The organism is Lysobacter gummosus (assembly GCF_001442805.1).
Classification (GTDB): domain Bacteria; phylum Pseudomonadota; class Gammaproteobacteria; order Xanthomonadales; family Xanthomonadaceae; genus Lysobacter; species Lysobacter gummosus.
Window position 1 is genome coordinate 4,355,090 of the sequence record NZ_CP011131.1, and the last position, 19,962, is coordinate 4,375,051.

Genomic DNA, 19,962 nt, shown 5'->3' on the forward strand with positions numbered 1-19,962 from the left:
CGGCCGGATCGCAACGGCTTTCAAGCTTCGCCGACGCCGACCGGCTGCGGCGCTCAGTCCATGCCGACCCGCGCGTAGTCGATGAACTCGAACGCGAATTCGTTGCGCTCGTCGGCCGCATGCGATTCGCGCGATTGCACCCGCCATTCGTCGCTGTCGAAACGCGGGAAGAACGCATCGGCGCCTTCGACTTCGGTGTCCACCCGGGTCAGATGCATGCGCGAGGCCGAGGGCAGGCACAGCGCGTAGATCTCGCCGCCGCCGATCACGCACAACTCCGCGGCGCCGTCGGCCTGGGCCAGCTCCAGCGCCTGTTCGGTCGAACCCACCGCTTCCATGCCGGCGAACGGCACTTCGCCCGAACGCGTCAGCACCAGGTTGCGCCGGCCCGGCAGCGCGCGGCCCAGCGATTGCGCGGTCTTGCGCCCCATCAGCAAGGGCTTGCCCAGGGTCAGCGCCTTGAAGCGTTTGAGATCGTCCGACAATCGCCACGGCAAGGCGTTGTCGCGGCCGATGGCGTGCTTGCGGTCGAGTGCGGCGATCAGTACCAAGCGGGTCATAACGGACTCCTGCGCGGCGGCGTCCCCGGCCGGGGATGCGGCGATTTCATTGAGCGGGCTTGAGCGTATCCGACAAGCGTCCATGCGCGGCGAAATCCCAATCGCCGCCGTATTCGACGTCGTCGAGTTTCCAGCGCCCGTCCTCGCGCAGCATCTGCACGCGGTCTTTCCAGTGCGAGCCGGCGCCGGCTTGGGTATAGCTCAGTTCGATTTCGAAACTTTCCCGATCCGGGCCGAGCACGCTGCGCTTGCCCAGCTTGAACGCGCTGGCGCCTTCGAACGCGCTGGTGAACAGATCGCCTTCGATGTACGGCGGTTTCAGGCCCGGTTCCTGCGCGATCATCCGGTCGCGTTCGCGCGCCGCCGGCGCCATCAGCGCGAGCAGGCGCCTGGACAGCATCGGCCGGTAACGCGCGAGGTCCTCGCCGACCGGCAAACCGCTGGCCTTCAATTCCAGATGCATGCGGTAGAACGCCTGCGCAGCGTCCGCGGCGCTGTCGCCGACCGGCGCCGGCTCGGCGACGGGTTCGACCCGCACGCCCGGCTCCACCGGCGGCGTCGGCGGCTGCGCCGGCGGCAAGGCCGCGGCGGGCAACTGCGCCTCGGCGATAGCCATTTGCGGCGCGATCGACGGGTCTTCGTCCGGATGCATGCAGGCGCCCAGGCACGCGGCCAACATCAGCGCCGTCCAGGCGTTGCGGCGCGGCGACAGCGGCGCCGTCACCACGTCACCGTCAAACCGCTACCGGCGCCTTGATCGCCGGCAAGGGATCGTAGCCTTCGATCGCGATGTCCTCGAAGCCGAAACCGAAGATGTCGTTCACTTCTGGATTGAGCGTCAAGGTCGGCAGCGCGCGCGGCGTGCGCGAGAGTTGCTCGCGCGCCTGGTCGTAGTGATTCGAATACAGATGCGCGTCGCCGAGGGTATGCACGAAATCGCCGACGCCCAGGCCGCAGACCTGCGCGACCATGTGCGTGAGCAGCGCGTAGCTGGCGATGTTGAACGGCACGCCCAGGAAGATGTCGCCGCTGCGCTGATACAGCTGGCAGCTGAGCTTGCCGTTGGCGACATAGAACTGGAACAGCGCGTGGCAAGGCATCAACGCCATCTGCGGCAGGTCGGCGACGTTCCAGGCGCTGACGATCAGGCGGCGCGAATCGGGATTGCGCTTGATCTCGTCGATGACCCAGCGGATCTGGTCGATCTCCACGCCGTCCGCGCCGGCCCAGCGCCGCCACTGCTTGCCGTAGACCGGGCCGAGTTCGCCCTGCGCGTCGGCCCATTCGTCCCAGATGCTGACCTTGTGGTCTTTCAGGTAGGCGGTGTTGGTTTCGCCTTTGAGGAACCACAGCAGCTCGTGCACGATCGAGCGCAGATGCAGTTTCTTGGTGGTGACCAACGGGAACCCGGCATTCAGATCGAACCGGAGCTGCCAGCCGAAGACGCTGCGCGTGCCGGTGCCGGTGCGGTCGGATTTCTCCGCGCCGTGTTCCAGTACGTGCCGAAGCAGATCGAGATATTGCTGCATGGCTCAGCCCTTCGCCGGCGCGGATTCGGCCGCCGGCACCTGCGGCTGCAGGGTCGGCGAGCGGGTGGACAGCCACAGCCAGAACAGGCCGAGCAGGATCAGCGGCGTGCTCAGCACCTGACCCATCGTCAGCCAGCCGAAGGCCAGATAGCCGTTGTCGCCGAGCTGCGCATCGGGCACGCGCACGAATTCGACCAGGAAGCGGAAGCAGCCGTACAGCAGCGCGAACATGCCCGACACCGCGTAGCGCGGACGCGGCTTGCGCGAGAACCACCACAGCACCGCGAACATCGTCAGGCCTTCCAGCGCCGCCTGATACAGCTGCGAGGGATGGCGCGCGTAGCGGTCCAGGGCGCCGGCGGCGAACTGGGTCTGCAATTGCTGGCTGGACCAGTTGGCGAATTCCGGCGCGCGCGGAAAGATCACGCCCCAGCCGCCGTCGGTGAACTTGCCCCACAACTCGCCGCCGATGTAATTGCCGAGGCGACCGAAGCCCAGCCCCGGCGGCACCAGCGGCGCGACGAAATCCATCACGTCGAAGAAATGCGTGCGATGGCTGCGTGCCCACCACCAGGCCGCGCCCATCACGCCGAGCAGGCCGCCGTGGAAGCTCATGCCGCCTTCCCAGATGCGGAACAGCATCAGCGGGTCTTTCAGCAGTTCGGCGAAGTTGTAGAACAGCACGTAGCCGATGCGGCCGCCGAGTACCACGCCGAGCATGGAATAGAACAGCAGATCGCCGTAGGCCTGCTCGTTGACGCCGGGCAGGCGGCCGGCGCGCACGCGCTGCCGCCCCAGCCACCAGGCGGTGACGAACCCGAGCAGATACATGATCCCGTACCAATGGACTTGCAGCGGGCCGAGATTGAGCGCGATCGGATCGATCTGATGCAGGATGGTCATGCGGCGGGACGGCTCGGGGGGCGGATGACCGGCTTATTGTGCCCCAGCCCGCCCGCGTGAGGGATGCCGGTTGCGGTCGCTGAGGCCGGGCGAACGCTGTGTTTCAGCGCAGGTTGCAACGCCGTGCGGTTGCGGCCCGGAGCAGGTCGAAAGCCTGAAGTCTTTTGCAGGAAGGGCTTCAGCCCCGATGCTTTTCTCTCAGATCGCCAGGCCAGACCGGAAAGCCTCGGAGCTGAAGCCTCTCCCACAAAAGACCTCCGGCATTATCAAGATCAAAGCCGCACCGGCCGATCCGGCAATTCGTTGCCCTCGCCGCCCGCGCCGCGGTCCACGCGCGGAAACTGCTCTGCGATGATCTCCGACAAGGCCGCTACGCCGCCCAGCACCGCCGCCTCGGCCTCGCCCGCGGCCAGCGCCTGCTGGATGCTCTCGCACACCGCCAGCCAGCGCTCGTCGCCGACCCGGTTGTCGTAGCCGCGGTCGGCCACGATCTCGATGCGATGGTCGGCCAGCAGCAGATACAACAGCACGCCGTTGTTGGCCGCGGTGTCCCACACGCCCAGATGCGCGAACGCGGCCAGCGCCGCTTCGCGCGCCTGGCGCCCGTCCAGCAGTTCCCCGAAGGTCAGCCGCGATTCCACCGCGAAACACAGTTGGCCGCTGTGGCGCGCCTCGCCGGCCGCGATCGCCGCGCCGATGCGCCGCATGCTGTCCTCGGGAAACAGCCGCCGCGAGGACGGCGCGAACCAATGCCGGAGCATGCGCATCACCAACTCCCCGAGGCGCCGCCGCCTCCGCTGGAACCGCCGCCGCCCGACCAGCCGCCACCGCCGCCTCCACCACCGCCGCTCCAGCCGCCGCCGCTGTAGCCGCCCCAACCGCCGCCGCCGACGAACTGCCCGCCGCCGCCGCCGAACATGCCGAAGAGCAGGCCGATCAACCCGGCCAGGCCGATCGCCCACCACGCCAGCGACAGCAGCCAGGCCACGCCGGCCACGAGCACGCCGCTGATCAGCCCCCGCACCAGTCCCGGCAGGCGGCCGAGCAGGCCGCGCAGGAAGCCCGCGCCGAACAGGCCGATGAACACCGCCAGCATCCAGTTGCCCTCGCCCGGTGCATCGCCATCGGATTGGTCGGCCAGCGGCGGCGGCAAGGGTTCGCCGTCGATCAGCTGGGTCAGCATCGCGCTGGCCTCGCTCAACCCGCCGGCGTAATCGCCGGTGCGGAATCGAGGGGTGATGTATTCCTGGATGATGCGTCCGGCCTGGGCGTCGGTGATCGCGCCTTCCAGGCCGTAGCCCACTTCGATGCGCACGCGGCGATCGTCCTTGGCGACCACCAGCAGCACGCCGTCGGAAATGCCCTTGCGCCCCAGCTTGAATTGCTCGAACGCGCGCACCGCGTAGCTGTCGATGTCTTCCGGCTGGGTGCTTGCGACCATCAGGATCTGCAACTGCGCGCCCTTGCGTTGCTGCAAGGCGCGCGCCTGCGCATCGAGCTGAGCGCGCGCGGCGGCATCGAGCGTGCCGGTGGTGTCCACCACCGGCGAATCCATCGCGGGAATCTTCGCGTCGGTCAGCGCACCGGCGGCGGCGGCCGGTGCCGGGGCCTCCGGCGGCGACTGCAAGGCCTGCGCGCCGTTCTGCGCCGAGGCCGGCAACAGCGGCAACGCCGCCAGCAACACGGCCGCGACCATACCGGTCAGCCGGCCTCGCAGGCGTCGCATCGCCGCACCTGTCAGTGCCGGGATCGCCGGCATCGCGGCGCGATCAGCCCTTGCCCGGCGCCGGCGGATTGGTCGCCGGCGCAGGCTGCGCGGGCTGGCCGAAATCGACCTTCGGCGCTTCCTGTATCTGCGCCGCGTTTTCCACGGTGAAATTCGGCTTGACCGCGTAACCGAACATCTTCGCGGTGAGGTTGGTCGGGAACTGGCGCAGGTAGGTGTTGTAGTCCTGCACCGCGGCGATGTAGCGCTGGCGCTCGACCGTGATCCGGTTTTCGGTGCCTTCCAGCTGCGTCTGCAGGCTCAGGAAGCTCTGGTCGGCCTTGAGCTGGGGATAGTTTTCGCTGACCACCAGCAGGCGCCCGATCGCGCCGCGCAACTCGCCCTGGGCCTGTTCGAACTGCTGCAGCGAGGCCGGATCGTTGGCGTTGACGTTGATGCTGCCGACCTTGGCGCGCGCCTCGGTCACCTGAGTCAGCACCTGCTGCTCGTGGCTGGCGTAACCCCTGACCGTCGCGACCAGGTTCGGCACCAGGTCGGCGCGGCGCTTGTAGACGTTGAGCACCTGCGACCAAGCCGCGGTCACCGCCTCGTCTTTCTGCTGGATGGTGTTGTAGCCGCAGCCGCTGAGCAGCGCGGTCAAGGCAAGCACGATCAAGGCACGAAACATGGCGCGGCTCTCCAACAGGATGGACGGCCGCATTGCAGCACCGGATGCGCGGGGGCGCAATGGACGGCGTGTGATGACGCGAAGGACGTGGCCCACCGAAGCTCACCGTGGCGTCGGCGGCTGCCGGCGCGCTCACACCAGCCCCTGAATTTTTTGAGAGCGCCTGCAGCTTTTGTGGAAGGGTTTTGGATTTTGCGGGAGGGGCTTCAGCCCCGATGCTTTTCATTGCGCTGCCGGAATCCTGCGGCGATCCGAGCCAAAAGCATCGGGGCTGAAGCCCCTCCTGCAAAAACAAAAAGGCCGGCGATCGCTCGCCGGCCTTTCGCGCGCCGATGCCGCCGCGCCGCTTACTCGGACGTCAGCCGCTGCGTCGCGCGCTTCTTCGCCCACAGGTTCAGGCACTCCACCAGCGCGGAGAAACCCATCGCGCCGTACAGATAGCCCTTGGGAATGTGGAACTCCAGGCCGTCGGCGATCAGGTACAGGCCGACCATGACGATGAACGCCAGCGCCAGCATCTTGATGGTCGGGTTGTTGTCGATGAAATGGCCCAGCGGCTTGGACGCCAGCAGCATCACGCCGACCGCGAGCATGATCGCGGCGACCATCACCGGAATGTGGTTGGCCATGCCGACCGCGGCGATCACCGAGTCCAGCGAGAACACGATGTCGATCACCGCGATCTGGGCGATGACCATCATGAACGACGCCGCCGGCTTGGTGTGGATGTCCTCGGATTCTTCCTCGCCGACGATCAGGTCCTTGATCTCCATCGAGCCCTTCACCAGCAAGAACGCGCCGCCGACGATCAGGATCAGGTCGCGCACCGAGATGCCCTGGCCGAACACGGTGAACAAGTCGCTGGTCAGGCGCGCGAGCAGGGCCAGCGTCAGCAGCAGCGCGATACGGCTGATGCACGCCACCGCGATACCGAACTTGCGCGCTTTCTCGCGTTGATCGAACGGCAGCTTGCTGACCGCGATCGAGATGAAGACCAGGTTGTCGATACCCAGCACGATTTCGATCGCGCTCAGGGTAATCAGGGTGATCCAGGCTTGCGGATCGGTCAGCAGTGCAATCACGTCCATCACGTACGGCATACCTCAAGGTGTCGATGTTCAAGCCCGCGGACGCTCCGCGGGCGGGACCCGCCGGGACGGCGGCCCAAATGCAACGGTGCGCGTCGATCCTTCGATGCGCGATGCGGCCTAAGCGCTGCGCTCAGGCCGTCAGGTGGTGCCACAGGCGCGGGCCGAGGATCGAGGCCCACACCAGCAGCACGTTCATCAGCAGCACGAACACCGCCGCCGAGCCCATGTCCTTGGCGCGGCCGGCCAGCTCGTGGAATTCCGGGCCATAGCGTTCGATCACCGCCTCGACCGCGGAATTGAGCAGTTCGATGCTCAGCACCAGCAGGATCGAGCCGATCAACAGCGAGCGCTCGACCCCGGTTTGCCCGAAATACCAGCCGACCGGGGCCAGGACCAGGAACAGATAGACCTCCAGGCGGAACGAGGACTCGTGCAGCCAGGCCGCACGCAGGCCCTGGAAGGACCAGGTCGCCGCCTTGAGGATGCGGCCCGGGCCGCGCGGCAGGTGGCCGTATTCGTCAGCCATGCCGGCGGCGCTCCGTTTGGGTGGTGGATGCCGCATCAAGGCGGCGATAACGCACGGACGGGGACGGCGCGAAGGTCGGCATTGAGATGCTTTCTCGGTCGTATGGGCCGGAACCGGCCGGGCGGACGCGGCTGGCGGCCGCTACAAGCCGGGGATTTTGCCATAAGCCCGGCAGCGGCGCCCCGGCGTGGGCGCCAGGCGGCGGGTTGTAGGGGCCTTCGACCGGGCCCGGGCGGCGGCGAGAGCCGCGGCTTGTGCGATCGCAGCGGGCCTGCGACCACACCTGTCGAGGCCGCTGCGGCCGGCCCGCACCCGCTTCGCGGCACAGGCGGCCGCGACGCGGCGGAGGGCTTCGGTGGTTTTCCTCGCCAGCGCCGCTTGGTTACCGCGGCTTCGGAACAGCGTTGCCGGCTTCCCGGTCCCAATAGCCCTGCAGCTGCTCGCGTTGACGCGGACTGAGCCCGGCGGCGCAAGCATCGACAAGCTCGTTCGCGCGCTTTACTTCGCCGGCCGCGAGCAGCTCTCGCGCCGCTTCCAGCAACGCGCGCTGGCGCACGCTCAGATTGCCGAACGGATCGAAGTAGGAATCCACCCGCGTGGCGTCCTTCACCCCGTTCCAGGAAAACTTCGCGTCCCCGGCCGATGCCGCGACGGCTTGGTATCGCTCGACGGCTTCGGCGCGGCCGATGCGCTTTTTCAGCAGGTCGAGGCGGGTCCGGAACAGGCGCGCTTCCGGGGTGGAACCGGCTGCCTCCAATCCCTCTACCGCGGCGCGGACGAATTCGTAATCGATCGCACCGGTCGATGCCTGCGCGCCGAGCAGATTGAAACTGGCGATCGCCGCGCGGTACTCGCGCCGATCATGCGCTTCGATCTCTTGCGTGCTCGGCCGTCCGAGCGACGAGGGTTGCACTACGCGAATGTTCGCGTCGTCCTGCAGGATCGCTTCGATATCGAGTTTGTGGAACTCGCCCACGACCACCACCACCGTGCCGCCGGGATGGGCGCGGGCGGCGGCGGCGATGCGCTGGGCCTGGAGGTAGGTGCGATACAGATACAGCCGGCGCGGCAGATCGTTCTTGGTCCGAGCCGCAGGCGTGGACGCCCATTGGGTGACGCGCGCGAGGTTCTTCGGATCGTCGGCGTGGAACAAATCCCGCTGCAGGCTCTGCGGAGCGAAGCTCATGAACTGCTGGAAGCCCTTGAGCGGACGCAGTTGCGGCAGCGCGCCCAGGTCCATGCCGAACCCCAGCTTCTGGTCTTCCGCCGGCGGCTCCCAATCGAACGGACACAGCTCGATGCGATGGCGCCGCGCGAACGGCACCACCACGTCCTGGACCTCGTAGGTGAACTCATAGAAATCGCCGCGGGCGAACGCTTCCGGCGCGCGCTCGATGCAGATCGCATCGGGCTTGGCGCGATCCAGGAATGCGTCCAGCAGTGCCGGCTGGTCGTTGCGCGAGACCAACTGCGCGGCGTGATCCACGCCCAGGATCATCACCGTCGTCGGCTTCGGATCGGAACCCTCGGCCTTCGCGCTGCCGGCGCAGATCAACAGCAACACACTCAGCCACAGCGTCTTCATTCGCGCTCCGCACCACGGGGTGCGCAAACGATGCCACGGCCTGCCCGGCGGCAACCGTGCCTCAAGTCGTAGTCGACCGCCGCCAGCGCGCAGCGCCCGCGGCGCCTCACTGCTGCCGCAACGCTTCGATCGGGTCCAGTTGCGAGGCCTTGCGCGCCGGGTAATAGCCGAAGAACAAGCCGGTGGCGATGGAGAACCCGGCGGCCAATCCGACCACCTGCCCGTTCAAGGCGACGGGCAGCGCGCCGAACTTGCTCACCAGCAAGGTGCCGACCACGCCGATGGCGATGCCGATCGCGCCGCCGATCAGCGAAATCAGCATCGCCTCGGCCAGGAACTGCCGCTGGATATCGCGCGGTCCCGCGCCCACCGCCATGCGCAGGCCGATCTCGCGGATGCGCTCGGTCACCGACACCAGCATGATGTTCATGATGCCGATGCCGCCGACGATCAGCGAAATCGTCGCCACCGCGCCCAGCAACAGCGACATCAGCCGCGTCGTCTGCGTGCGCGTGGCCACCACTTCGGCGATGTTGCGCACGCTGAAATCGTCGTCGCTGCCGGGCTGGATCTTGTGCCGCTGGCGCAGCAGACCTTCGATCTGCTCCTGCGCATACGACACGTCCTCGGCGCGGCCGACGCCGACCGCGATCTGCATCACCGCGCCATTGGGCAGACCCATCGCGCCGAGCAGGCGGCGGCGCCCGGTTTCCAGCGGCACCAGCACGATGTCGTCCTGGTCCTGGCCGAAACCGCCCTGGCCCTTCGGCTTGAGCGTGCCGATCACGGTGAACGGCACGCGCCCCAGGCGAATGGTCTGGCCGATCGCGTCTTCGTCGCCGAACAATTCGCGGCGCACGCTTTCGCCCAGGATCACCGACTTGGCGCCGCTGCCGTAATCGCGCGTCTCGAAATTCGCGCCCGAGGCGATGACCCAGCCGTTGATATCGAAGAAATCCGCCTGCACGCCCTGCCACTGCGTGGACCAGTTGTTTTCCGCGTACACCGCCTGGGTGCCGCCGCGCAGGGACGCGGCGACGTATTGCACTTCCGGCACTTCGTTGCGGATCGCGTCGCCGTCGCCCTCGGTCAGGGTGAAGAAACTCGACGAACTCAGGCGCACGCCGCCGGTGCCGCGTCCGCCGCCGCCGGAACTGATGTCCAGCCGGTTAGAACCCAGGCCCGAAACCAGCTTGTCGATTTCCGCCTGCGTGCCCTGCCCGACCGAAACCATCACGATCACCGCGGCGATGCCGATGATCACGCCCAGCGAGGTCAGCCCGCTGCGCAGCCAATTGCCGCGCAAAGCGAATACGGCGGTGCGCAGCACTTCCATGAAGTTCATGCCGTCGCCTCCTGCACGTGCAACTCGCCGTCGCGCATCACGAAGATGCGGTCGGCATGCGCGGCCACGTCCGGATCGTGGGTGATCAGCACCACGGTGTGATCCTCGGCCTGCAGGCGCTTGAACAACGCCAGGATTTCCTCGCCGGTGCGCGTGTCGAGCGCGCCGGTGGGTTCGTCGGCGAGGATGATCGGCGGGCGGTTGATCAAGGCGCGCGCGATCGCCACGCGCTGCTGCTGGCCGCCGGACAATTCGCTGGGCCGGTGATTGGCGCGCGGCCCCAGCCCTACTGCTTCCAGCGCCGCATGCGCGCGCTGGATGCGCTCCTCGCGCTTGATGTTGGCGTAGCCCATCGGCATCGCCACGTTCTCCAGCGCGTTCATGCGCGGCAGCAGGTTGAAGCCCTGGAACACGAAACCGATCTTGTCGCGGCGCAGGATCGCGCGCTCTTCCTTGTCCAGGGTAGCCACGTCGATGCCGTCGCACAGATACACGCCGCTGCTCGGCGTGTCCAGGCAGCCGATCAGGTTCATCAGCGTGGACTTGCCCGAGCCCGACGGCCCCATGATCGCGACGAACTCGCCGCGCGCGATCGACATCTCCACGCCGTGCAGCGCGATCACCTCGGCCTCGCTGCCGGGCGAATAGACCTTGCCCAGCGCGCGGGTCTCGATCACCGCGGGAGTGCCGGCGCTGTCGCGGCTGACGGCGGAACTCATTTCGCGCCGCGCCCGCTGCCGACGATGATGTCGTCGCCTTCCTTCACGTTGCCCGAGACTTCGGTCCAGCTGCCGTCGCTGACGCCGACGCGCACCACCACCGCCTGCGGCTCGCCCTTGACCAGCTTGTACAGCGGCGCCCGGCGCGCGCTGACCAGGGCGGCGATTTCGTTGTCCCACAGCTTGCGCTGATCGTCGTTGAGGGTGGCGCGGAAGGCGCCGAACTGTTGCTTGAAACGTTCCTGCATGCGCTGGCGCGCCGCGCCGGAAACCGCGCCGCCGGCGCGATTGCCGCTGCGGTTGTTGCCGCCGCCACCGCCGCCCGGGCCGCGTCCGCCGCCCATGATGATGGTCGGCGGGCCGCCGCCCGCAGGCCCGCCGGCGGTGCTGGCCGGCGCGGCCGTGCGCGAGGCCATGCGCTGCTTCATCTGCTCCAGCGCGGCATCGAACAGCGCGCGCTGACTGGCATCGAGCTTGAGCTTGTCGGCCACGGCCGGCAGATCGTTGCCCAGGCCGCCGCGCGCCGCGCCGCCGCCGCCCGGCGCGCCCACCGCGGCCGCGTCGTCGTCCGAGGGCTTGTAGCGCAGCGCCGCGTTGCCGACGCGCAGCACGTTATCGCGATGGCTGACTTCGATCTCGGCGTTCGCGGTCATGCCCGGCAACAGCACACCGTCGGCGTTATCGACCGAGACCACCACCGGATAGGTGATGACGTTGCTGGTGTTGGTCGCCGACAGCCGCACCTGCTGGACCGCGCCGCGGAACTTGCGATCGGGAAAGGAATCGACGCTGAAGTTGACGCTCTGGCCGGGTTTGACCTGGCCGATGTCGGCTTCGTCGATGGCCAGCACGATCTCCATCTTCGACAGGTCTTCGGCGATCTGGAACAGCACCGGCGATTGCAGGCTCGCGGCCACGGTCTGGCCGGGCTCGACGGTGCGGGTCAGCACCACGCCATCGACCGGCGCGCGGATCACCGTGCGCTGCAGGTTCAGGCGCGAGGTCTGGGTCGAGGCGATCTGCTGGTTGATCTGCGCCTGCGCGCCGGCCAACTGCGCGCGCGCCTGATCGCGCGCGGCACGGGCCAGGTCGGCGTCGCTGCGGGCCACCAGCTGGTTCTTCGCCAGTTCGCTTTTGCGCTGAAAATCCAGCTCGGCGTTGTGCAGCGTCGCCTGCGCGGTGGCGAGGCTGGCGCGGGCATTGTTGACCTGGGCGGTGCCCTGCGCGATCTGCGCCTCATAGGTGCTCGGATCGATCCGCGCGATCACCTGGCCCTTGGTCACGCGATCGTTGAAGTCGGCCAGCACCTCGGTGACCTGCCCGGAAATCTGGCTGCCGACATCGACCGTCGAAATCGCCGACAAGGCGCCGGTGGCCGAGATCGCCACGCGGATGTCGCCGCGCTCGACCTTGGCCGTGCGATACGCGCCGGCCGCTTCTTCGGCGTTGCGCTTGCTGTAGTAGTGCCAGCCGATGCCGGCCGCGGCCAGCACCACCACGGCGATCGCCGCGCGCTTGAGCCACGGGGACTTGCGCGGGCGCAGGGACTTGTGGGTGGCGGTGGACGGCTTGGCTGCGCTCATGGGACTCGGACGGTGGGCTATGCAGGCGCGAACGCGCGTGGCTGAACAGGGTTGACAGGATTTGCCGACGGGTTGGCCGCATGTGGCCGCAGCGGTTCAGTTTCGCCTGCGCCCCCGGTTTGCGGCCATCGATCGCGGGTTGGAGGCAAGCATCCGGACGCGACCGATCTTGCACACAGATGCGGTGGGGCGGGAAAGCGTCGCGAACCGTCTGGCGACGCTTTCAGCGCCACGCCGAACTTCCAAGGGTTCATGGCTTTTGTGGGAGGGGCTTTCAGCCCCGATGCTCCCGATCCGATGCGGAAGCGTTCCGGCGATCTGAACGAAAAGCATCGGGGCTGAAACCCCTCCCACAAAGACTTCGCTGCCTGTCGGCAGTCGTCCGGCGAATCAGGCCTCGGGCACCCGGGGCACCGGCGCCGGCGGCGGCAGGGGCGAAGACACGACCGTCGTGCCCGGCCGGAAGCGGATCACCGCGGTGGTGCCCAGTTCCGGCGCACTGGTCAGGGTGACCGGCCAGCCGAAGCGCTCGCCCAGCCGGCGCACGATCGACAGGCCCATGCCCTTGCCGTCGCTGGCGGAGAAATCCGCGCGGTAGAACGGGGTGAAGGCCTTGGTCAGAGTCTCCACCGACATGCCGATGCCGGTGTCGCGGATCTCGATGCTGTCGCGGCTCAGGCGCACGTCGATGCGGCCCTGGTCGGTGAAGCGCACCGCGTTGCTGAGCAGGTTGCCGATCATCACGCCCAGCGCATGCGGCGGCGCGATCAGGCGCGGGCCGCCTTCGTCGTACAGATGCAGTTCCACCGGCTTGCCGTTGAGCAACGGCAGGATCCGCTCCATCTCGCTATCGACGATGTCGCGGACCGCGAATTCTTCCGACTGCGGCTCCACGTCGGATTCGCGCGCCAGGATCAGGAAGGCGTCGATCACCGCCTCCATGTCGCGGCCGGCGCGCTGCACCCGCAGCAGCGAGCGCTGCGCGCGCATCGGCGTTTCCGGATCGGCCAGCATCAGGTCGGTGGCGACGCGGATCACCGTCAGCGGCGTGCGCAGTTCGTGGCTGGCGTCGCGGGTGAAATCGCGTTCGCGCTGGACGAAATCGCTGACGCGCTCGGCCAGTCCGCTGAGCGCGCTCGACAACCGGCGCACTTCGCTGCCGGGGTCGTAAGGGAATTTGATCGGCTCGATCAGGCTGGTGTCGGGATCGCGCGGGTCCCATTGCGAGACCACATTGGCCAGCCAGCTCACCGGCGATACCAAACGCTTGGAAGTGCGATAGGTATGCCAGGAAATCAGGTACGTGGTCAGCAGCGAAAACAGCAGCGAGAACAGGCCGGTGTAGAGGATGGCCTCATCGATCAGCTCGGTGGCATAGACCATGTAGAACGTGCCGGCCTCGCGCCGGTCCACCAGCACCACCCGGCCGCCGCCGGGCATGTTGTGCAGGCCCGACTCGACACCGCGCACCGACGCCGGCAGCAGCGCGTCGCTGGCGCCGGCGGGGACGAAGTGGCCGCGCGTGGTGGAGGTGCGCGGCAGCGGATAGTTGGGATCGCGCGCGTGCCCGGCCCAGTAGTCGTCGGCCTCGCGCTGCATGCGCTGTTCCAGCACCACGTGGCGCACCGCGAGTCCCGCCAGGAGAATGCCCAGCGTTATGGCGATGCTGCCGATCAAGGCTTGCAGGATGAACGCAAGCTTGATCTTGCGCGGTAACCCTTGCGGCATGGCGGCGGCGCCGGGTCAGTCGGGCGGCTGAGAGATATCCGCCACGCGATATCCGGCGCTTTGCACGGTATGCAGCAGTTGCTTGCCGAAGGGCTTGTCGATGGTCTTGCGCAGGTTGTACAGATGGCTGCGCAAGGTGTCCGAATCGGGCAAGCCGTTACCCCAGATTTCGCGTTCGATCTCCTGGCGACTGACCACGCGAGGCGATTCGCGCATCAGGATGGTCAAAAGGCGCAGGCCGATAGGCGACAACTGCAGTTCGCTGCCGCCGCGGGTGACCCGCAGGCTGGCCGGGTCGAGCACCAGATCGGCGACCTTGAGCACTTCGCCGCCCACCTGCCGGCGCTCGCGGCGGATCAGGGCGCGCAGGCGCGCTTCCAGTTCCTGGATCGCGAAGGGCTTGGTCAGGTAGTCGTCGGCGCCGGCGCTCAGGCCGGTGAGTTTTTCGTCGAGCGTGTCGCGCGCGGTCAGCATCAACACCGGGGTGGACTTTCGCGCTTCTTCACGCAGCTTCTTGCAGACCTCGATGCCGTCCATGCGCGGCAGCATCAGGTCGAGCACGATCACGTCGTAACTGTTTTCGGTCGCCAGGCGATAGCCGTCGAGGCCATCAGCGGCGTAATCGACCTCGAAGCCGCGGCTTTCGAGGTATTCACCGACCATCTCGGAGATATTGCGGTTGTCTTCGACGATGAGGACCAGGCCCCCGTCTCTCGTACCCTGCATGCAGCCTCTCCATTCCTTCAGTTTTGTGAAGGTTGCCGTCCACAAGGTGGACGGCTCGTGAAGGCCACCATTAGGCTGTCTAATTCCGCCCTCGTACGCCCTCCGGACACCTGACAGATGCTTGCCGACCGTCTCTACCCGATTTTGCTGCTGCTGGGCTCGAACATTTTCATGACCTTCGCCTGGTATGGACACCTGAAGTACAAGTCCTCGCCGCTGGTGATCGCCATCGCGGCCAGCTGGGGCATCGCCCTGTTCGAATACTGCCTGCAGGTGCCGGCCAACCGCATGGGCAGCGCGGTGTACTCCGCGCCGCAGCTCAAGGGCATGCAGGAGGTCATCACCCTGCTGGTGTTCGCCGGCTTCTCGGCCTGGTACCTGGGCGAGCCGCTGAAGTGGAACCACTGGGCCGGGTTCGGGCTGATCGTGGTGGCGGCCTGGTTGATCTTCTTGGAGTGAGGCTGGCGGCCCGGGGCGGCTTTAGCTTTTGCTTGTCATTCCCTCGAAGGCGGGCTCCGCTTTACTTCGGCGGAGCCGAACATCCAGGGACTTCAGCGCCAATCCCCAGGGCCGTCATTCCCGCGAAGGCGGGAATCCAGAGTCTTCAGCGCCATCCTTCCACACCATCATTCCCGCGAACGCGGGCTCCGCTCTACTTCGGCGCAGCCGAACATCCAGCGACTTCAAACGTTCTCGCACGAAAGGCCCTGGATGTTCGGCTCCGCCGAAGTAAAGCGGAGCCCGCGTTCGCGGGAATGACGGCCTGGGGGAATGGCGAAGGCATCGGGAGGGCGATTCCCCCCGCACTTCCAGAGATTTCGAACAGCCTCTAGAACTTGATCTTCCCGGTCAGGATGTCCTTGAACATCACCCAATCGCCAGCGAAGGAATAGAACGGGTACTTGAACGTCGCCGGCCGGTTCTTCTCGAAAAAGAAGTGCCCGACCCAGGCGAAGCCGTAGCCGCACAACAACGCCGCCAGCAACAGCCACGGCCGCGCCTGGACCACGGCCAGCGCGAACAGGATCAGCACCCCGCAACTGCCGATGAAATGCAGCCGCCGGCTGGTGCGATTGCTGTGTTCGCTGAGATAAAAAGGATAGAACTCGCTGAAGCTGGCGAAGCGGCTGGCCATCAGATGTCTCCTGTTCGCAGTGTCCCCGGACCCGGTCGCGGCCGGGTTATTGCAGTTGCCGTTGCATGCGCCGCTGCCGCCACCCGGCCACGATCCCGAACAAGATCAGAATCGAGCCCATCGCGGTCAAGGCATTGAACCAGCCGCGCTCGTTCAGGCCGAAATAGCACAGTACCGCGCCCAGCAGAATCGGAAATATCACCAACACGACACTTCCGCGCCGCGCCTGGCGGAAGCTGGCTTCGCTGTTGGCGATCAGCGCGTCGCCGCGACGCACCCGCTCTTCGCATTCCAGCGAACAGGCCAGCGACAGGCCGACCTCGCGCACGCATTGCGCGCACACCCCGCGCCCGCAGGAACGGCAGATGCCGAGGGCCTCGGCGGGGGCGTGGCGGTAGCAGTGCATGCGGCGGACCAAGCGGGCGACGGGCCGATCCTGCGCCTGTGGGCGGGAGGCTTCAAGCCGGTCGGCGGGTTCCGTTCGCGCAGATGTGACCAGAAAGCGTCGGGGCTGAAGCCCTTCCCACAACAGATGAAGAAACAGCCCATCGCTCGGTTTCAATCGAACAGGCCGCGCGCCTTCAGCACCGTGCGCTTCTTCACTTCGAACAAGTCCCGGATCGGGGCCCCGGTCAAGCAGAAGGCTTTGTCATCGCGAATCGCGAAGTGCTCGGGAGGGAACCAGCGAATTCTGGCTTCGCGGGGCATGTCCGAAGCAATCGGATAGAACGCCTTTTCGGCAAAAACCATGGGGCGCGCGACTGAGATGCCCTCCCGCAGCTTGGCTTCGTGCGGCCCGGTCGGGCCGCATCCGGCCCACTCGCCCGAAGCGGAGCGAAACACCGGGTAGAACTGATACTTCTCGTGATACAGCTTGCCGTTGGCACGCGAAACGAACATCAACGAGTGCTTGAACTGGGCGAAATGCGGAGTGCCGTGGTGGTCGTAGGCTTCGAAGTCGATGATCTCGCCGTCGTAGCGGCCGTACACGATCTGTTTGACGCGGAATTTCGCCTTGAAAGCGGCGTCCATCAGACGCTGTCCGGGCTCGAGCTTCGGTTCGAACTTCTCGACCGAGAGTTTCTCGCCGACGAACACAATCAGATCGTTTCCCGCCGCGACCGGGCCGGACCAGGCCATCGCGACCAGCAGCAGCGTCCAGAATCTGCGCATCGAGTCCTCCATGTGGTATCCGCTGTGAGCGATCCTGCGCAATATCCTCCGCCAGCCGCAGGGGTCTGCGCAAACTCAACCCGGCCGCGGCGAGAACATGATCACCGCCATCCCGGCCAGACACAGGCCGGCGCCGAACAGGTCCCAGCGCGTGGGCTTGATCGAATCGACCCACCACAGCCAGAAGATCGCCACGGCGATGTAGACGCCGCCGTAGGCCGCATAGACGCGGCCCGAGGCGGTGGGATGCAGGCTCAGCAGCCAAGCGAACGCGGCCAGGCTCAGTGCAGCCGGCAACAGCAGCCAGGCACTGCCGCCTTTGCGCAGCCACAGGTAGGGCAGATAGCAGCCGACGATTTCGGCTACGGCGGTGACGAGGAACAGCAGGAAGGTCTTGAGCATGGCAAGGTTCCTGCGGTGAAAGCCGGAGGTATGCGGCGGCTGAGAGGAAAGCATCGGGCCTGAAGGCCCTCCCACAACAAACCTCGCGGCGTCGAAGTCATTTGTGGGCGGGCCTCAACCACCCACGCAGCTTCGAAGTCTTTTGTGGGAGGGCCTTCAGGCCCGATGCTCTCGGCTCAGATCGCGGCTAACCCGCCACAGACCTGAGCGCCCACTCACTCGCCGCGTTCGGCCTGCTTGGCCTTGTCCCAATACGCGTCCTGCCCTTCCAGCGGCAGCTCGGCCAGGGACAAACCGTCCTGCGCCGCCAGCAATTCCATCGCGCGGAAGCGCCGCTCGAACTTGAGATTGGCCCGGCGCAGCGCGGTACCGACATCGACCTTGCCGTGACGGGCCAGATTGGCGCAGACGAACAGCACGTCGCCGATCTCGTCCTCCAGCCGATCGCGCGCGGCGGCATCGTCGGGCGCGGCCGCGACCGCGTCGAACTCGGTGCGCACTTCGTCGATCTCCTCGTGCAGCTTGGCGATCACCGGCGTTACCTCGGGCCAGTCGAAGCCGACCGTGGCCGCGCGCTTTTGCAGTTTCACCGCGCGCTGCCACTCCGGCAGGCCGCGGGCGATGCCGGCCAGCGCGGAGGTGTCGGCTTCGCCCGAGGCCTCGCGCTCGCGGCGCTTGAGTTCTTCCCAGGCCACGGTCTGCGCATCGGCGTCCTCGACGCTGGCATCGCCGAACACGTGCGGATGCCGGCGCAGCATCTTGTCGCTGATCGCCGCGACCACGTCGTCGAAGGCGAACTCGCCCTGCTCCTGCGCCATGCGCGCATGGAACACCACCTGCAGCAGCAGGTCGCCGAGTTCGTCCTTCAGCGAGGCCAGGTCCTGGCGATCTATCGCGTCGGCGACTTCGTAGGCTTCCTCGATCGTGTACGGCGCGATCGTGGCGAAGGTCTGTTCGATATCCCACGGACAGCCGCGCTCGCGATCGCGCAGGCGCGCCATGATCTCGATCAGGCCGGCGATGCCCGGCGGCAGGTTCAATACTTCAGCCATCTCGCCACTCCTTCCACGGCAACGCGCGATCGCCCAGCGCGATGAAGTCGCCGTTGAGCAGATGCTCGCGCTGGTTGTAACGGAACGGCCGGCCCTGCGGGTCCAGCAGGGCGCCGCCGGCGGCTTCCAGCACGCACTGCCCGGCCGCGGTGTCCCATTCGCTGGTCGGGCCGAAACGCGGATACAAGTCCAGCGAACCTTCGGCGATGCGGCAGAACTTCAACGACGAACCCAGGCTGACCATGCGGATGCCGCCGGCCGCCTCGCGATGGGCGCGGACGAGGAAATCGTCGCTGCGCTGGCTGTGATGCGAGCGGCTGGCGGCCACGCGCATCGGCTGCGCGGGCGGTACCTGCGCGTGCACTTGCGTGGTCAGGTCGCCGTCGCGGCGGAACGCGGCGCCGCCGCGCTGCGCGTACCACAGCGCGCCGCCGACCGGCGCCAGCACCAGTCCGAACACCGCCACGCCGTCTTCGATCAAGGCCAGGTTGACCGAAAACTCGCCGTTGCGCTTGACGAACTCGCGTGTGCCGTCGAGCGGATCGACCAGCCACAGACGGTTCCACTGCCGGCGCTGGGCCAGATCGACCTCGTCGGCGGATTCTTCCGACAGCACCGGGATGTCCGGAGTCAGCCGCGCCAGACCATCGACGATCACATGATGCGCGGCCATGTCGGCGGCGGTCACCGGCGAGGCGTCGGCCTTGCGTTCGACTTCGAATTCGCCGTCGTAGACCACCAGGATCGCCGCGGCCGCGGCGCGCGCGATTTCGATCGCGCCTTCGGTCAATTCGCGATCGCTCAGACCCGGGACCAGACTCATGGCGGCGACTCGCCGCCGGCGCCGGCTTCCGGCGGCGCCGGTTCGCCGTTGCGCAGCCACTCGCGGGCGATGAACAGCGCGGCGATGCTGCGGCCTTCGGAGAAGTCCTCGCGCAGGATCAGCTGGTGCAGGTCGTCGAGCTTGAACGGCACCACTTCCAGTTCTTCCGGCTCATCGCCGGGCAAGCGCTCGGGGTAGAGGTCGCGCGCCAGCACCAAATGGGCCTGATGGCTCATGTAGGAGGGCGCCAGGGTCAGCGAGCGCAGCACGGTCAGCGAACGGGCGCCGTAGCCGGCTTCCTCCTTGAGTTCGCGGTTGGCCGCCTCGATCGCGTCCTCGCCGGCGTCGATCCGGCCCTTGACCAGGCCCAGCTCGTAGCGGTGCACGCCGGCAGCGTACTCGCGCACCAGCAGCACGGTGTCGGCGTCGAGCATCGGCACGACGATGACCGCGCCGGGCCCGGCGGCGCGGTTGCGGCCGTGCAGGCGCTCGTAGCGGCGGCGCTCGCCGTTGGAGAATTCCAGGTCGAGCAGTTCCATCCGGTACGGGCCGGCCTCGTGCTCGGTGACGCTGTGGATGATCGGCAGCCGTCGGCTCATGGTGCGCCTGCGAGCATTAGCGATCCGGGCATGAGCGAAGAGCGGAAAGGCACGATAATAGGGGGATGCGAGAGATCACTCACGACCCAC

Annotated in this window: 24 protein-coding genes; 2 read left to right on the forward strand and 22 right to left on the reverse strand. The window is 67.2% G+C overall.

Annotated elements, in window-relative coordinates:
- Positions 1-53: 53 nt before the first annotated feature.
- The 15 genes from LG3211_RS17665 to LG3211_RS17735 all read right to left on the reverse strand — a co-directional run bounded on the left by LG3211_RS17665 (position 54) and on the right by LG3211_RS17735 (position 14,688).
- A complete protein-coding gene (locus LG3211_RS17665) occupies positions 54-560 on the reverse strand; it encodes a dihydrofolate reductase (RefSeq protein WP_187313046.1) in 507 nt (168 codons plus the stop codon).
- A gap of 46 nt (positions 561-606) precedes the next feature.
- Positions 607-1,284 (reverse strand): DUF3828 domain-containing protein, encoded by a 678-nt coding sequence (locus LG3211_RS17670; protein WP_148648988.1) that lies wholly within the window; start codon positions 1,282-1,284, stop codon positions 607-609.
- A 10-nt stretch (positions 1,285-1,294) separates the two neighbouring features.
- Positions 1,295-2,089 carry a thymidylate synthase gene (locus LG3211_RS17675; protein WP_057943975.1) on the reverse strand — a complete coding sequence of 265 codons (795 nt, stop codon included), beginning with the start codon at positions 2,087-2,089 and terminating at the stop codon, positions 1,295-1,297.
- A 3-nt stretch (positions 2,090-2,092) separates the two neighbouring features.
- The gene (gene lgt, locus LG3211_RS17680) at positions 2,093-2,992 is read right to left on the reverse strand and encodes a prolipoprotein diacylglyceryl transferase (RefSeq protein ID WP_057943976.1); all 900 of its coding nucleotides are present in this window, start codon (positions 2,990-2,992) and stop codon (positions 2,093-2,095) included.
- 272 nt (positions 2,993-3,264) lie between these two features.
- Entirely contained in the window at positions 3,265-3,759 is a 495-nt protein-coding gene (locus tag LG3211_RS17685; RefSeq protein ID WP_057943977.1) for a TPM domain-containing protein, read from the reverse strand.
- The gene (locus tag LG3211_RS17690) at positions 3,759-4,547 is read right to left on the reverse strand and encodes a TPM domain-containing protein (RefSeq protein WP_148649214.1); all 789 of its coding nucleotides are present in this window, start codon (positions 4,545-4,547) and stop codon (positions 3,759-3,761) included. The genes LG3211_RS17685 and LG3211_RS17690 overlap by 1 nt, the downstream gene beginning before the upstream one ends.
- 214 nt (positions 4,548-4,761) lie before the next feature.
- On the reverse strand, positions 4,762-5,385 hold the full coding sequence (locus LG3211_RS17695; RefSeq protein WP_187313047.1) for a LemA family protein: 624 nt from the start codon (positions 5,383-5,385) through the stop codon (positions 4,762-4,764).
- Between the two features lie 347 nt (positions 5,386-5,732).
- Positions 5,733-6,485, reverse strand: a complete 753-nt coding sequence (locus LG3211_RS17700; RefSeq protein ID WP_235113911.1) for a TerC family protein — start codon at positions 6,483-6,485, stop codon at positions 5,733-5,735.
- 121 nt (positions 6,486-6,606) lie between these two features.
- Complete coding sequence (locus LG3211_RS17705; RefSeq protein ID WP_057943979.1) at positions 6,607-7,002, reverse strand: diacylglycerol kinase; 396 nt, start codon at positions 7,000-7,002, stop codon at positions 6,607-6,609.
- A gap of 382 nt (positions 7,003-7,384) precedes the next feature.
- On the reverse strand, positions 7,385-8,587 hold the full coding sequence (locus LG3211_RS17710; RefSeq protein ID WP_057943980.1) for a hypothetical protein: 1,203 nt from the start codon (positions 8,585-8,587) through the stop codon (positions 7,385-7,387).
- A 106-nt stretch (positions 8,588-8,693) separates the two neighbouring features.
- Positions 8,694-9,932, reverse strand: a complete 1,239-nt coding sequence (locus LG3211_RS17715) for an ABC transporter permease (RefSeq protein ID WP_057943981.1) — start codon at positions 9,930-9,932, stop codon at positions 8,694-8,696.
- The gene (locus LG3211_RS17720; RefSeq protein WP_148648989.1) at positions 9,929-10,651 is read right to left on the reverse strand and encodes an ABC transporter ATP-binding protein; all 723 of its coding nucleotides are present in this window, start codon (positions 10,649-10,651) and stop codon (positions 9,929-9,931) included. Before LG3211_RS17720 ends, LG3211_RS17715 begins: the two co-directional genes overlap by 4 nt.
- The gene (locus LG3211_RS17725) at positions 10,648-12,234 is read right to left on the reverse strand and encodes an efflux RND transporter periplasmic adaptor subunit (RefSeq protein WP_083512629.1); all 1,587 of its coding nucleotides are present in this window, start codon (positions 12,232-12,234) and stop codon (positions 10,648-10,650) included. The genes LG3211_RS17720 and LG3211_RS17725 overlap by 4 nt, the downstream gene beginning before the upstream one ends.
- A 390-nt stretch (positions 12,235-12,624) precedes the next feature.
- Complete coding sequence (locus LG3211_RS17730; RefSeq protein WP_083512630.1) at positions 12,625-13,962, reverse strand: sensor histidine kinase; 1,338 nt, start codon at positions 13,960-13,962, stop codon at positions 12,625-12,627.
- Positions 13,963-13,977: 15 nt separating this feature from the next.
- Positions 13,978-14,688: a response regulator transcription factor gene (locus LG3211_RS17735; RefSeq protein WP_036112873.1), complete on the reverse strand. Its 711-nt coding sequence runs from the start codon at positions 14,686-14,688 to the stop codon at positions 13,978-13,980.
- A gap of 117 nt (positions 14,689-14,805) precedes the next feature.
- Here LG3211_RS17735 and LG3211_RS17740 point away from each other — a divergent pair, with 117 nt between their 5' ends.
- Positions 14,806-15,147, forward strand: a complete 342-nt coding sequence (locus LG3211_RS17740; RefSeq protein WP_057943982.1) for a DMT family protein — start codon at positions 14,806-14,808, stop codon at positions 15,145-15,147.
- Positions 15,148-15,517: 370 nt separating this feature from the next.
- Here LG3211_RS17740 and LG3211_RS17745 read toward each other — a convergent pair whose 3' ends face one another.
- The 4 genes from LG3211_RS17745 to LG3211_RS17760 form a co-directional block, all read right to left on the reverse strand.
- On the reverse strand, positions 15,518-15,823 hold the full coding sequence (locus LG3211_RS17745) for an Mpo1-like protein (RefSeq protein ID WP_057943983.1): 306 nt from the start codon (positions 15,821-15,823) through the stop codon (positions 15,518-15,520).
- Between the two features lie 46 nt (positions 15,824-15,869).
- Positions 15,870-16,385: a hypothetical protein gene (locus tag LG3211_RS17750; protein WP_148648990.1), complete on the reverse strand. Its 516-nt coding sequence runs from the start codon at positions 16,383-16,385 to the stop codon at positions 15,870-15,872.
- Entirely contained in the window at positions 16,382-16,996 is a 615-nt protein-coding gene (locus LG3211_RS17755) for a hypothetical protein (protein ID WP_148648991.1), read from the reverse strand. Before LG3211_RS17755 ends, LG3211_RS17750 begins: the two co-directional genes overlap by 4 nt.
- Positions 16,997-17,071: 75 nt before the next feature.
- Positions 17,072-17,398 (reverse strand): YnfA family protein, encoded by a 327-nt coding sequence (locus LG3211_RS17760; RefSeq protein ID WP_057943986.1) that lies wholly within the window; start codon positions 17,396-17,398, stop codon positions 17,072-17,074.
- Between the two features lie 144 nt (positions 17,399-17,542).
- Between LG3211_RS17760 and LG3211_RS27500 the strand changes: the two genes are divergently transcribed.
- Positions 17,543-17,605, forward strand: a complete 63-nt coding sequence (locus LG3211_RS27500) for a DUF6053 domain-containing protein (protein WP_386792897.1) — start codon at positions 17,543-17,545, stop codon at positions 17,603-17,605.
- Positions 17,606-17,613: 8 nt separating this feature from the next.
- Here the strand turns inward: LG3211_RS27500 and mazG are convergent, their stop codons facing one another.
- From mazG to nudE, 3 genes are read right to left on the reverse strand one after another with little or no spacing between them, the layout of a single operon-like run.
- Positions 17,614-18,450: a nucleoside triphosphate pyrophosphohydrolase gene (mazG, locus tag LG3211_RS17765; protein ID WP_083512631.1), complete on the reverse strand. Its 837-nt coding sequence runs from the start codon at positions 18,448-18,450 to the stop codon at positions 17,614-17,616.
- Complete coding sequence (gene cysQ, locus LG3211_RS17770; protein WP_057943987.1) at positions 18,443-19,273, reverse strand: 3'(2'),5'-bisphosphate nucleotidase CysQ; 831 nt, start codon at positions 19,271-19,273, stop codon at positions 18,443-18,445. The genes mazG and cysQ overlap by 8 nt, the downstream gene beginning before the upstream one ends.
- Entirely contained in the window at positions 19,270-19,872 is a 603-nt protein-coding gene (gene nudE / locus LG3211_RS17775; protein ID WP_057943988.1) for an ADP compounds hydrolase NudE, read from the reverse strand. The genes cysQ and nudE overlap by 4 nt, the downstream gene beginning before the upstream one ends.
- Positions 19,873-19,962 lie beyond the last annotated feature (90 nt).